This window comes from Pseudomonas sp. GL-RE-26, from assembly GCF_019956275.1.
In the GTDB taxonomy this organism is placed as follows: Bacteria; Pseudomonadota; Gammaproteobacteria; order Pseudomonadales; family Pseudomonadaceae; genus Aquipseudomonas; species Aquipseudomonas grandcourensis.
The window spans coordinates 47,170-60,474 of record NZ_JAHBDI010000025.1 but is presented as its reverse complement, the minus strand read 5'-3'; the positions used below and the strand labels follow the sequence as shown (position 1 = coordinate 60,474).

The 13,305-nt window shown below is 59.9% G+C and carries 12 protein-coding genes; 7 read left to right on the top strand and 5 right to left on the bottom strand.

The features are described 5' to 3' along the window. Positions 1-82: 82 nt before the first annotated feature. Entirely contained in the window at positions 83-1,477 is a 1,395-nt protein-coding gene (locus KGB07_RS17290) for a class II fumarate hydratase (protein WP_046042583.1), read from the bottom strand. 191 nt (positions 1,478-1,668) lie between these two features. Between KGB07_RS17290 and KGB07_RS17285 the strand changes: the two genes are divergently transcribed. The 7 genes from KGB07_RS17285 to KGB07_RS17255 all read left to right on the top strand — a co-directional run bounded on the left by KGB07_RS17285 (position 1,669) and on the right by KGB07_RS17255 (position 9,557). After that, positions 1,669-2,193 (top strand): DUF2059 domain-containing protein, encoded by a 525-nt coding sequence (locus KGB07_RS17285; RefSeq protein ID WP_046042584.1) that lies wholly within the window; start codon positions 1,669-1,671, stop codon positions 2,191-2,193. Between the two features lie 12 nt (positions 2,194-2,205). Next, positions 2,206-2,517: a BolA family protein gene (locus tag KGB07_RS17280; protein WP_046042585.1), complete on the top strand. Its 312-nt coding sequence runs from the start codon at positions 2,206-2,208 to the stop codon at positions 2,515-2,517. 163 nt (positions 2,518-2,680) lie between these two features. Then, complete coding sequence (locus tag KGB07_RS17275) at positions 2,681-3,622, top strand: rhodanese-related sulfurtransferase (protein ID WP_046042587.1); 942 nt, start codon at positions 2,681-2,683, stop codon at positions 3,620-3,622. Between the two features lie 36 nt (positions 3,623-3,658). Beyond that, positions 3,659-4,261, top strand: a complete 603-nt coding sequence (locus tag KGB07_RS17270; RefSeq protein ID WP_185754836.1) for a DsbA family protein — start codon at positions 3,659-3,661, stop codon at positions 4,259-4,261. Beyond that, the gene (locus tag KGB07_RS17265; RefSeq protein ID WP_046042590.1) at positions 4,254-6,071 is read left to right on the top strand and encodes an ABC transporter ATP-binding protein; all 1,818 of its coding nucleotides are present in this window, start codon (positions 4,254-4,256) and stop codon (positions 6,069-6,071) included. The genes KGB07_RS17270 and KGB07_RS17265 overlap by 8 nt, the downstream gene beginning before the upstream one ends. Positions 6,072-6,259: 188 nt before the next feature. Continuing rightward, positions 6,260-8,719, top strand: coding sequence for an EAL domain-containing protein (locus KGB07_RS17260; RefSeq protein WP_223466063.1), 2,460 nt, complete (start codon positions 6,260-6,262; stop codon positions 8,717-8,719). 76 nt (positions 8,720-8,795) lie between these two features. Then, on the top strand, positions 8,796-9,557 hold the full coding sequence (locus KGB07_RS17255; protein ID WP_263290451.1) for an iron-containing redox enzyme family protein: 762 nt from the start codon (positions 8,796-8,798) through the stop codon (positions 9,555-9,557). 136 nt (positions 9,558-9,693) lie between these two features. Here KGB07_RS17255 and KGB07_RS17250 read toward each other — a convergent pair whose 3' ends face one another. From KGB07_RS17250 to ubiG, 4 genes are all read right to left on the bottom strand, one after another. Beyond that, positions 9,694-10,620: a GGDEF domain-containing protein gene (locus KGB07_RS17250; protein ID WP_046042594.1), complete on the bottom strand. Its 927-nt coding sequence runs from the start codon at positions 10,618-10,620 to the stop codon at positions 9,694-9,696. A gap of 377 nt (positions 10,621-10,997) precedes the next feature. Beyond that, the gene (locus KGB07_RS17245) at positions 10,998-11,738 is read right to left on the bottom strand and encodes a YciK family oxidoreductase (protein WP_007999919.1); all 741 of its coding nucleotides are present in this window, start codon (positions 11,736-11,738) and stop codon (positions 10,998-11,000) included. 191 nt (positions 11,739-11,929) lie between these two features. After that, on the bottom strand, positions 11,930-12,601 hold the full coding sequence (gene mupP / locus KGB07_RS17240) for an N-acetylmuramic acid 6-phosphate phosphatase MupP (RefSeq protein ID WP_046042597.1): 672 nt from the start codon (positions 12,599-12,601) through the stop codon (positions 11,930-11,932). 4 nt (positions 12,602-12,605) lie between these two features. Then, a complete protein-coding gene (gene ubiG, locus KGB07_RS17235; RefSeq protein WP_046042598.1) occupies positions 12,606-13,304 on the bottom strand; it encodes a bifunctional 2-polyprenyl-6-hydroxyphenol methylase/3-demethylubiquinol 3-O-methyltransferase UbiG in 699 nt (232 codons plus the stop codon). Position 13,305 lies beyond the last annotated feature (1 nt).

Below are 13,305 nucleotides of genomic sequence, written 5' to 3'. Positions count from 1 at the left end.
GTCGTTCATCAACTTTGTGGACGACGCAAAACCTGTGGGAGCGTGGCTTGCCCGCGAAGACGGACTATCAGGCGCTACAGATTCAGCCCTTGGCCCCAGCCTCCAGCATATTCTCCGGCCTCACCCACGCATCGAACTCTTCGTCAGTCAGATACCCGAGCTGCAACGCCGCCTCGCGCAAGGTAAGGCCTTCGCTGTAGGCCTTCTTGGCGATTTCCGCCGATTTGTCATAGCCGATGTGCGGGTTGAGCGCCGTCACCAGCATCAGGCCACGCTCCAGGTGTTCAGCCATTTTTTCCGCATCCGGTTCCAGACCGGCCACGCAGTGCTGCTGGAAGTTACTGCAGCCATCAGCCAGCAAACGGATCGATTGCAGCAGGTTATGGATGATCACCGGTTTGAACACGTTCAGCTGCAAGTGGCCCTGACTGGCGGCAAAGCCGATGGCGACGTCGTTACCCAATACCTGGCAGGCTAGCATCGACAGCGCTTCGCACTGGGTCGGATTGACCTTGCCCGGCATGATCGAACTGCCCGGTTCGTTGGCCGGCAGCCTGACTTCGGCGAAGCCGGCGCGCGGGCCGGAACCCAGCAGGCGCAGATCGTTGGCGATTTTCATCAGCGTCACGGCGAGAGTTTTCAGCGCGCCGGACAGCGTGGTCAGCGGCTCATGGCCGGCCAGTGCGGCGAACTTGTTCGGCGCGGTGATAAACGGCAAACCGGAGAGGGCGGCCAATTCTGCGGCGATGGCCTCACCGAAGCCGTGGGGTGAATTCAGCCCGGTGCCGACAGCCGTTCCGCCCTGGGCCAGCTCGCAGACCGCGGGCAGCGCGCTGCGGATCGCCCGCTCGGCGTAATCGAGTTGCGCGATGTAGGCCGAGATTTCCTGACCGAAGCTGATCGGTGTCGCATCCATCATGTGCGTACGGCCGGTCTTGACCAGTTTCATGTGGCGGGCGGCCAGTTCGGCCAGCCCGCCGGACAGTTCACTGATCGCCGGCAGCAAGTGCTGTTGCACCGCCTGGACGGCCGCAATGTGCATGGCGGTGGGGAAACAGTCGTTGGAACTCTGGGAGCGATTGACGTGATCGTTGGGGTGCACCGGAGACTTGCCGCCACGGGGGTTGCCGGCCAGCTCGTTGGCGCGCCCGGCGATCACTTCGTTGACGTTCATGTTGCTCTGGGTGCCGCTGCCGGTTTGCCAGACCACTAGCGGAAACTGGTCGTCGTGGTCGCCAGCCAGCACTTCATCGGCCGCCTGCTCGATCAGGCGCGCGATATCGGCGGGTACATCGCCGTTGCGATCATTGACCCGTGCCGCGGCTTTCTTGATCAGCGCCAGGGCATGCAACACGGCCAGCGGCATGCGTTCGTTGCCAATGGCGAAGTTGATCAGCGAGCGTTGTGTCTGAGCGCCCCAGTAGGCTTCATCCGGGACTTCAACCTGGCCGAGGCTGTCGGTTTCGATACGGCTCATCTTGCTCACTCCTGTAGGTCCGATTGCGCAGTTTAGGCCGTGATCGACGGCCGTGGTTCCATCAGTCTGAATTTGACCATTCAACCCCTCTAAATCAGGTGCGACAAGGCTTGGGGTTGAGCGGCACACTTTTTTAGGCGCAGAATGGACGCCCTTGGGGTCTTACCTCGCCAGTTAGAAAAGGAAACTCGATGACTCGTCTTCGTGCCATCTGTACCGCCGTTGCTTTGGTCTGCGCCAGCGGCCAGGTTTTTGCCGACACCGCTAGCCATAACGCCAGTGCCGAGGCTTTCCTGACCATGGCGCACGCTGACAAACTGGGCACCCCGGTGTACATGCAAGTACAGCAGATGTTTGCCCAGCGTTTCGAACAGACCAAAGCCCCTGAGTCGAAAAAGGCCGTGCTGGAAACCTACCAGGCCAAGGCCAACGCCGCTCTGGACCAGGCCATTGGCTGGAACAAGCTGAAGCCGGACATGGTCAAGCTCTACACCACCAACTTCACCGAATCCGAGCTCAAGGACCTGGTTGCGTTCTACCAGTCGCCACTGGGCAAGAAAGTCCTGGAAAAAATGCCTCAGCTGACCCAGCAATCGGCCCAGATGACCCAGGCCAAGCTGGAAAGCGCGGTGCCGGTGGTCAACAAGCTGCTGGCTGACATGACCGCCGAGCTGACGCCGAAAGACGCAGCCGCGCCAGCCAAGAAAAAGCCTTAAGCGGAGTTCGGTATGACCATGCAACAACGCATCGAATCGACGCTGGGCCTGCTTCAGCCCGAGCATCTGCAAGTGCTGGATGAGAGCCATATGCACAGCCGTGGGCTGCAAACCCATTTCAAGGCCGTGGTGGTCAGCGCGCAGTTCGAAGGCCTGAGTCGGGTCAAGCGTCACCAAAGCGTCTACGGCACGCTCGGCGCGCTGATGGAAGAGTTCCATGCGTTGGCGCTGCATACCTACACGCCAGAGGAATGGGCACAGATCGACGCGGCTCCGGCCTCGCCGACCTGTGCTGGCGGAGAGAAGCAGCCAAAACAGCTATAAGCTACAAGCTGCAAGCTCAAGGCGCCGTGCTCCAAACTTGCGGCTTGAAGCTTGCCGCTTGAAGCTGTCTTTTTGTTAGAATGCCCAACGCGCCGATAACCCGGCGCGTTTTTTTTCGCATCCGGTTCACCCCTTACGAGGGTAGCCACCTGGAGATTTACCCATGACACAACAGATTGTCGTGGCGGCACTGTATAAGTTCGTCACCCTGGAAGATTACGTCGCCCTGCGCGAGCCCCTGCTGCAAGCGATGGTCGACAACGGCATCAAAGGCACCCTGCTGATTGCCGAAGAAGGCATCAACGGCACCGTGTCCGGCAGCCGCGAAGGCATCGACGGGCTGATGGCCTGGCTCAAGAACGACCCGCGCATGGACGACATCGACCATAAAGAGTCGTACTGCGACGATCAGCCGTTCTACCGCACCAAAGTCAAACTCAAGAAAGAAATCGTCACCCTTGGCGTGGAAGGCGTGGACCCGAACAAAAAGGTCGGCACCTATGTCGATCCGCAGGACTGGAACGCCCTGATCAGCGACCCGGAAGTGTTGTTGATCGACACCCGTAACGATTACGAAGTCTCGATCGGTACCTTCGAAGGCGCCATCGACCCGAAAACCACCAGTTTTCGCGAATTTCCCGATTACATCAAAGCCAACTTCGACCCGGCCGTGCACAAGAAGGTCGCGATGTTCTGCACCGGTGGCATCCGCTGCGAGAAGGCCTCGAGCTACATGCTCAGCGAGGGCTACGGTGAGGTTTTTCACCTCAAGGGCGGCATCCTGAAGTACCTCGAAGAGGTGCCGCAGGAAGAAACCAAGTGGCAGGGCGACTGCTTCGTGTTCGACAACCGCGTGACCGTTCGTCACGACCTGAGCGAAGGCGACTACGATCAATGTCATGCCTGCCGCACGCCGGTGAGCGTGGAAGACCGCGCGTCCGAGCATTACGTGGCCGGCATCAGTTGCCCGCATTGCTGGGATAAGCTGAGTGAGAAGACCCGTCGCAGCGCGATCGACCGGCAGAAGCAGATCGAACTGGCCAAGGCTCGTAACCAGCCTCACCCGATCGGCTTCAACTACAAGCAAGCATCCTCCGAGGCCTGAATCATGTCTGCGCGCCTGCTCTATGTGATGGACCCGATGTGTTCCTGGTGCTGGGGGTTTGCTCCGGTTGCAAACGCATTGGTAGAGCAGGCGGCGGCTGCCGGTGTGGACGTGCATCTGGTGGTGGGTGGTTTGCGCACCGGTAGCGGTGCCGCGCTGGAACCGACCACCCGGCGCTACATACTTGAACACTGGCAGGCGGTCACCGAGGCTACCGGCCAGCCGTTCAAGCGCGAAGGCGCGTTGCCTGACGGTTTTGTCTATGACACCGAACCTGCCTGCCGGGCGCTGGTGACTGCACGCAACCTGGCGCCGGATTGTGCGTGGAAACTGCTCGGGCTGATTCAGCACGCCTTTTACGCTGAAGGTCGCGATGTCACGCGCGCCAGTGTCCTGGTGGAGCTGGCAGAGCAGGCCGGTCTGCCGCGAATTGAATTCGCCGCCGCGTTCGACCGTGCCGATACGCACGCCGCGACATCTGCCGATTTCACTTGGGTCCAGGACCTGGGCATCGCCGGTTTTCCTACGTTGCTGGCTGAGCGAAATGGGCAGTTGGCGTTGTTGACCAATGGCTATCAGCCGTTGAGCGAGTTGTCCCCGCTGCTCGGCCGCTGGCTGGAGCGCGCTGCCTGTGCATGACCTGCCCGATGATGTTGCTACCGCTAAACGTGTCGACCGTCTGAGCTGGGCGGAAATCCGCCGCCTGGCCCTGCATCACAAGAAATCCCTGTGGATCGCCAACGGCGTGGCCGTGCTGGCGACCTTGTGCAGCGTGCCGATTCCCTTGCTCCTGCCGTTGCTGGTGGACGAGGTGTTGCTGGGGCATGGTGATGCCGCGCTGAAGATCATGAACCACGTGCTGCCCGACGGCTGGCAGAAGGCTGCTGGCTACATCGGCCTGATGCTGGTGGTGACCTTGACCCTGCGTTGCTCGGCGTTGCTGTTCAACGTGGTGCAGGCGAAACTGTTCGCCGGGTTGGCCAAGGACATCGTCTACCGCATTCGTATACGCCTGATCGAGCGTCTCAAGCGTATCTCCCTGGGCGAATACGAAAGCCTGGGCAGCGGCACGGTGACCACGCACCTTGTGACTGACCTGGACACGCTGGACAAATTCGTCGGCGAAACCCTCAGCCGTTTCCTCGTGGCCATGCTGACCCTGGTTGGCACGGCGGGCATTCTGATGTGGATGCACTGGAAGCTGGCATTGCTGATTCTGCTGTTCAACCCGCTGGTGATCTACGCCACGGTGCAGTTGGGCAAGCGGGTCAAGCACCTGAAGAAACTCGAGAACGACAGCACTTCGCGCTTTACCCAGGCACTGACCGAAACACTGGACGCCATCCAGGAAGTTCGCGCCGGCAACCGCCAGGGTTTTTTCCTCGGCCGCCTGGGGCATCGCGCCCGGGACGTGCGTGACTATGCGGTGAATTCGCAATGGAAAACCGATGCGTCGAACCGGGCCAGCGGTTTGCTGTTCCAGTTCGGCATCGATATTTTCCGCGCCGCGGCGATGCTCACGGTGCTGTTTTCCGACCTTTCAATCGGCCAGATGCTCGCGGTGTTCAGCTACCTGTGGTTCATGATCGGTCCGGTTGAACAGCTGCTGAACCTGCAATATGCCTACTACGCTGCCGGCGGTGCGCTGTCGCGGATCAACGAGCTGCTGTCCCGAGCCGATGAGCCCGAATACCCGGGCGGCGTCGACCCTTTCGTCGGTCGCGAGACGGTCGGGCTGGAAGTACAAGGGCTGAGCTTCGGTTACGGCGATGAACTGGTCCTGAACCAGATGAACCTGTCCATTGCCCCCGGCGAAAAGGTCGCGATCGTCGGCGCCAGTGGCGGTGGCAAGAGCACACTGGTGCAACTGCTGCTGGGCTTGTACACGCCGCTGGCCGGAACCATTCGCTTCGGCGGTTCGACCCAGCAGGAGATCGGCCTGGAAACCGTGCGAGAAAATGTTGCCGTAGTCCTGCAGCATCCGGCGCTGTTCAACGACACCATCCGGGCCAACCTGACCATGGGCCGCGAGCGCAGTGACGAGGCCTGCTGGCAGGCACTGGAAATCGCCCAGTTGCACGGCACGGTCCGGGGTTTGCCCAATGGCCTGGACAGCGTCGTCGGGCGCTCCGGGGTGCGCTTGTCCGGCGGGCAACGTCAACGCCTGGCCATCGCCCGGATGGTACTGGCCGAACCCAAGGTGGTGATCCTCGACGAAGCCACCTCCGCGCTGGACGCCGCCACCGAATACAACCTGCATCAGGCACTGGCGCGCTTCCTGAGCAACCGCACCACGTTGATCATCGCCCACCGACTTTCGGCGGTAAAACAGGCTGATCGTGTGCTGGTGTTCGACGGCGGGCAAGTTGCCGAGGATGGCGACCATCAGCAACTGATCGCCGACGGTGGGTTGTACGCCAAGCTTTATGGGCATTTGCAGCGGTTGTAGGGAGATGACACCGAGGTTGCAGGGCGCCACTTCAATACTATAAAAAACATCATCGCGACCGGATGTCGGTGGCCGCGATACTCCCTCCGGGCAAAGCTTGTCGCTTGCCGGGATCGGAATCGCAACCTAGTCTAGCTATAGCGATTTCGTCCGGAAGACGAACAAGCAGTGCTAATGCAAGGGACCTCATGAATCAAACGCGGACTCTCGGAACGCCACGGTTGTTGGGCATCGTCTGGCCATTTATCGCCGTTGTGGTGTTTCAAGCCTTGCTGGGCGGCGTTAGCCTTTATGTGCTGTCGGCGGTTCGCGGCTATGTTGCCGGCGAAAGCCTCTGGTCCAAGGGCCAGAAAGACGCCATCTATTACCTCAACCTCTACGCCGACAGCGGCGACGAAGCGATTTTTCGTAAATACCAGCAGGCCATTTCCGTGCCTCAGGGCGGGCATGAGTTGCGCGTGGCGCTGGATCATCAACCGCCGAATATCGAGGCGGCACGTGTGGCGATTCTCAAGGGCGGCAACCACCCGGACGACGTTTCCAGCCTGATTTGGCTGTACCTCAACTTTCGTCACTTCAGCTATCTCGAAAAAGCCATCAACCTCTGGACCGTGGGTGATGCCTATCTGGTCCAACTCGATGACGTTGCGCGGGACATGCATCAGCACATCGCTGGCGGCCCGGTCTCCGGTGTGGATGTACAGCGCTGGAAGGAGCAGATCTTCGCCATCAACGACGGCGTGACGCCAGCGGCAAAGGCGTTCAGCGATGCCTTGGGCGAAGGTTCGCGGGTGATTCTGCGCTTGTTGCTGGTGACGAATCTGGCCACCGCCCTGGGTTTGATTGCGTTGGCCTTGATGCGCACCCATAAACTGCTCAAGCAGCGCCATGCCTTTGCCGATGCGCTGCAGGTGGAGAAAGAACGGGCGCAGATCACCCTGCAATCAATTGGTGATGGAGTGATCACCACGGATGTTTCCGGTGCGATCGCCTACATGAATCCGGCGGCCGAGGCGTTGACCCACTGGAAGGCCGAGCAGGCGACGGGATTGCCGCTGGCGGCGCTGTTCAACCTGCTGGACGAAAATGCCCAGACCGATGGTTTCACCCTGATCGAGCATATTCTGAGCGGTCAGCTCAGTGGTGGCAGTGAGCACTCCAAACTGATTCAACGCCTGGACGGCAGCACGGTGTCGGTCACGCTGGTGGGCGCGCCAATCCGCAATGCCGGCAAAGTCAGCGGGACGGTACTGGTGCTGCATGACATGACCCAGGAGCGGCAATACATCGCCAATCTGTCGTGGCAGGCGACCCACGATGCCTTGACCGGGCTTGCCAACCGTCGCGAGTTCGAATATCGCCTGGAACAGGCGCTGCACAACCTGACCCGCTATGCAGGTCGCCATGCACTGATGTTCCTCGATCTGGACCAGTTCAAGCTGGTCAACGATACCTGCGGCCACGCGGCGGGCGATGAGCTGTTGCGGCACATCTGCGCGCTGTTGCAATCCGGGCTGCGCGAAGGCGACACCCTGGCGCGCCTGGGTGGCGACGAGTTCGGCATCCTGCTGGAAAACTGCGCACCGGAGGCGGCGGAGAAAATTGCCGAGAGCCTGCGCCAGACTGTGCAGAATCTGCATTTTGTCTGGAAGGGCCGGCCTTTCGTGACCACTGTCAGTATCGGGCTGGTCCATGTCGCGCAGAATCCGACGACGCTCGAAGCCTCGCTGCGTGCTGCCGATATGGCGTGCTACATGGCCAAGGAAAAGGGTCGCAACCGGGTCCAGGTCTATCATCCGGATGACTCGGAATTGTCCCTGCGCTTCGGCGAAATGGCCTGGGTGCAGCGTTTGCACATGGCGCTGGAGGAAGACCGCTTCTGCCTGTACGCCCAGGAAATTGTCCCCTTGGGCCATGTCGAACAGGACAGCGGGCACATTGAAATTCTACTGCGATTGCATGATGAAGCCGGGCGGATGATCTTGCCTGACAGCTTCATTCCGGCCGCTGAACGCTATGGCCTGATGAGCTCGCTTGATCGTTGGGTGGTGCAGAACGTGTTCAAGATCATCGCCCAATGCCGGGCCGAGCAAGGCAACGGGCCGCTGGCCATGTGTGCGATAAATCTGTCAGGCACGACGATCGGGGATGAGGCGTTCCTGGACTTCTTGCGCGAACAGTTTGTGACGTATTCGATTCCGCCTGAAATGATTTGTTTTGAAATTACTGAAACCAGTGCTATTTCAAATCTTGGCAGCGCCATTCGATTCATTAATGAACTCAAAGGCTTAGGCTGCCATTTTTCCCTGGACGACTTTTGTGCCGGAATGTCCTCATTCGCGTACCTGAAACATTTGCCTGTAGACTTCCTGAAGATCGACGGGAGTTTCGTAAAGGATATGCTGGACGACCCGATTAACCGCGCCATGGTCGAAGTGATCAATCACATTGGCCATGTGATGGGTAAGCGCACGATTGCCGAGTTTGTCGAAACGCCCCAGATCGAGCAGGCATTGCTGGAGATCGGGGTAGATTACGCTCAAGGGTATGTGATTGAACGCCCGCAGTTGTTTACCTGCGATAGCTTGCTGAGTCGCCCTGCCAGGCCTCAGCCGCTGTTGTTCAAGGCGCCTGGCACGTTCCGTTGAAACTCCTGCCGGTCTGACAATCACAATCAAAAGGAGCTCGACAGTGATCGATACATTCAACCGAACCGGACCGCTCATGGAAGCTGCAAGTTACCCTGCCTGGGCCCAGCGCCTGATCCAGGATTGCAGCGAGAGCAAGCGCCGGGTTGTCGAACACGAACTGTACCAACGCATGCGAGACAACAAACTCAGTGCGAAGACCATGCGCCAGTACCTGATAGGTGGCTGGCCGGTGGTCGAACAGTTCGCGTTGTATATGGCACAAAACCTGACCAAGACTCGCTTTGCCCGTCATCCCGGCGAGGACATGGCCCGTCGCTGGCTGATGCGCAACATCCGCGTCGAACTGAACCACGCCGATTACTGGGTGCACTGGAGTCGCGCGCACGGTGTCAGCCTGGAAGAGCTGCAGGCGCAGCAGGTTCCCCCTGAGCTTCACGCCCTGAGCCATTGGTGCTGGCACACCAGTTCCGCCGACTCGCTGATCGTCGCGATTGCCGCCACCAACTACGCCATCGAAGGGGCGACCGGGGAATGGTCGGCGGTAGTGTGTTCCAATGGTATCTACGCCGCCTCGTTCCCCGAGGAAGATCGCAAGCGGACGATGAAGTGGTTGAAGATGCATGCCCAATACGACGATGCCCATCCATGGGAAGCCCTGGAGATCATCTGCACATTGGCGGGCACCAATCCGAGCAAATCCCTGCAGGTGGAACTGCGTCAGGCCGTTTGCAAGAGCTACGACTATATGTACCTGTTCCTCGAACGTTGCATGCAAATGGAGCACGCAGAACGGGCACCGGTCGTGCGTGAGCGGATGGCATTGGCCGAAGGCTGATACAGCTATCACGCAATAAAAACTGTGGGAGCGGGTTTGCTCGCGAAAGTGGTGTATCAGGCGGCATGGATGTCGCTGATATTCCGCATTCGCGAGCAAGCTCGCTCCCACATTGGTTTGTGACACGGCTGAAAAATCAGCCCGCCATCTCCAGCCGGTTACGACCTTCGCGCTTGGCCACATACAACGCACTGTCTGCCCGCCGCAACAGGCTTTCGGCGGACTCGCCGGGCAACAGGGTCGAACAGCCGAGGCTGACCGTCAGCAGGATCCTGTGACCATCGGCCAGGTACTCTTCAGACTGCGCTGCAAACCGCAGCCGCTCACCGACCAAGGCCGCGGCCTCGCGACAGGTATTCGACAGCAGGATCAGGAACTCCTCGCCACCATAGCGGAACACCATGTCCACGTTGCGCAGCTGGTTTTTGATCGAGGTGGCGACCGCCTTGAGCACGTCATCGCCAGTGCTGTGGCCATGGGTATCATTGACCAGCTTGAAATGATCGATGTCCAGCATCAGCACCGACAACGGTTGCAGATGGCGCCGGGACAGCTCGATTTCCCTTTGCAGCGTCTGGTCCATGGCGATGCGGTTACCGGCGCCCGTCAGCGGGTCGCGCAGTGCGCTTTGGGTGGCGGTACGGTAAAGCAGCGCATTGCGCATCGGGAAAAGCAGCGCGGCCAGCAGTGATTCGAGGTGGCCCTGTTCTTGTTCGCTGAAACGCTGATTGCGACGGAAGATCAGCTCACCCAGATGTTCGCCTTCGTGGCTGAGGCTGTAACTGATGGAGTGGTGGCCGCGCTGGCCGAACTCCAGGCGCAGGTCACTGCTCTTGTGCTGGTAGCACAAGGCGTCCAACGGCACCAGCCGCTGAATCTCGCGATAGAACGTCCCAAGAATGCGCTGAGGCTCCAGACTGGTTTGCAGCTGCAGGCTCAGTTGCTGGCGCAATTGCGCAAGACTGACAGGTCTTTCCAGAAGGGGCGGCTGCTGACCAAAGCCCAGGCGCTGCAATTTGGCGCTATCGAAGTCAATTGCGTTGGTCTGGGAAGGTGGTTTCATAAGGCGTGCGCCCCTAAGCAGTAAGGCTGTCTTACAAGCAGGGTGAGAGCGGCTTAGGGCTGCGCGTCGTACTGGTCCGTCAGTCCCGTAGGACATTTCGTACAAGTTTAATCCGCTTTGTAGAAGATGAGTAATCTCTGCACTCAAGCTCCACCCCTGTCTGCTTTCACGTTACGTGTCTGAGCAAACTTAGAGCGAAAGTCGTGCCATTCGGTTCATCCGAATAAAAGCTGTGTTAAATCAACTGGTTGTTGTTTGTCTGCTACCTGTATGGCGCAGTGTGTGACGTTTATTTGACAAGTGCCTGGTTCGAATCCGAGAGCCTTCGAGTGCCGCGACAGGAAGCTGGCGCGGCACCAGAAAGCGACGTACGGTCGTTACTGGGCGTTGAACGCCTGGCCATTGATACCAGTGCTGTCCGGGCCCATCAGGTAGAGGTAGACCGGCATGATCTCCTCGGGCGTCGGGTTGTTCAGTGGGTTTTCACCCGGGTAAGCCTGGGCGCGCATGCTGGTGCGGGTGGCGCCCGGGTTGATGCTGTTGGAACGTACCGGGGCCACGGTATCGACTTCGTCAGCCAGGGTTTGCATCAGGCCTTCAGTGGCGAACTTGGAGACGCCGTAAGCGCCCCAGTACGCACGTCCCTTGCGACCGACGCTGCTGGAGGTGAACACCACCGAGGCATCCTGCGACAGCTTGAGCAGCGGCAACAGTGTGCTGGTAAGCATGAACATGGCATTGACGTTGACTTGCATGACCCGCATGAAGTTTTCGCCGGAAAGCTGCTCGATCGGCGTGCGCGGGCCGATGATCGAAGCATTGTGCAGCAGGCCGTCGAGATGCCCGAATTCGCTTTCGATCATGGCTGCCAGTTCATCGTATTGATGGGGCAGGGCGGTTTCGAGGTTGAACGGGATCACCGCCGGTTGTGGATGGCCGGCGGCTTCGATTTCGTCGTAGACCTGGGTCAGGTTGGCTTCGGTCTTGCCCAGCAGCAGCACGGTTGCGCCGTGGGCTGCGTAGGTTTTTGCCGCTGCGGCGCCGATGCCGCGTCCTGCGCCGGTGACCAGAATGACCCGATCCTTGAGCAGTTCGGGGCGGGCGGAATAATCAAACATAAAAAACCTCTTCAAAGACCTGCATCGAACCTGTGGCGAGGGAGCTTGCTCCCGCTCGGCTGCGAAGCAGTCGTAATCTTTTAATAACGGTTCCCGAGAAGGCGCATGCATAGGCAGAGGGGTCGCTTCGCGACCCAGCGGGAGCAAGCTCCCTCGCCACAAAAGCAGGTGCCCACGTCAAGCTATCTGGCTCAGCAGCTGCAAAGTGCGCTATCAAGCACCTTACGCAACTCCAGCGGATGATCGACCACCACATCCGCACCCCAATGCCGCGGATTATCATCCGGGTGGATATAGCCGAAGGTCACGGCGGCAGTCTTGGTGCCGGCATCGCGGCCCGACTCGATGTCGCGCAGGTCATCGCCGACGAACAGCACGCTGGCCGGGTCCAGGTCGAGCATCTTGCAGGCCAGGATCAACGGTTCCGGGTCCGGTTTGCTGTTCTTCACATGATCCGGGCAGATCAGCAGCGCCGAGCGTTCAGCCAGCCCCAGCTGTTGCATGATCGGCTCGGCGAAGCGCAGCGGCTTGTTGGTGACCACGCCCCAGATCAGGTTGGCCTTCTCGATGTCCGCCAGCAGTTCGCCCATGCCGTCGAACAGCTTGCTGTGGACTGCACAACCGACGAGGTAGCGCTCCAGAAACTCCAAGCGCAGTTCCTCGAACCCCGGCGATTCCGGGTCCATGGCGAAGGTCACCGCGACCATCGCCTTGGCGCCGCCGGAAATCTCGTCGCGAATGTGCTTGTCGTTAATCGGTGGCAAGCCACGGTCGGCACGCATCGCCTGACAGATGGCAATGAAGTCCGGCGCGGTGTCGAGCAGGGTGCCGTCCATGTCGAAAAGAACTGCTCTGATTGGCATCGGCTTACTCCTCGCGCAGGGTCTGGATCATGTAGTTGACGTCCACGTCGGCCGCCAGCTTGTAGTGCTTGGTCAGCGGGTTGTAGGTCAGGCCGATGATGTCCTTGACGGTCAGGCCAGCCATGCGGCTCCAGGCGCCGAGTTCGGAAGGGCGGATGAATTTCTTGAAGTCGTGGGTGCCACGCGGCAGCAGCTTCATGATGTATTCGGCGCCGACGATGGCGAACAGGTACGCCTTCGGGTTGCGGTTGATGGTCGAGAAGAACACCTGGCCGCCGGGCTTGACCATGCGGAAGCAGGCACGGATGACCGACGACGGGTCCGGTACGTGCTCAAGCATTTCCAGGCAGGTGACCACGTCGAACTGCTCGGGCATTTCCTCGGCCAGGGCTTCGGCGGTGATCTGCCGGTATTCGACGCTCACGCCCGACTCCAACTGATGCAGCTGGGCAACTGCCAACGGCGCTTCGCCCATGTCGATACCCATCACGGTCGCACCGCGTTGGGCCATGGCTTCGCTGAGGATGCCGCCGCCGCAACCGACGTCGAGGACTTTTTTACCGGCCAGGTTGACCCGCTCGTCAATCCAGTTGACCCGCAGCGGGTTGATGTCGTGCAGCGGTTTGAATTCGCTTTCACGGTCCCACCAGCGATGGGCCAGGGCCTCGAATTTGGCGATTTCGGCGTAGTCGACGTTGCTCATG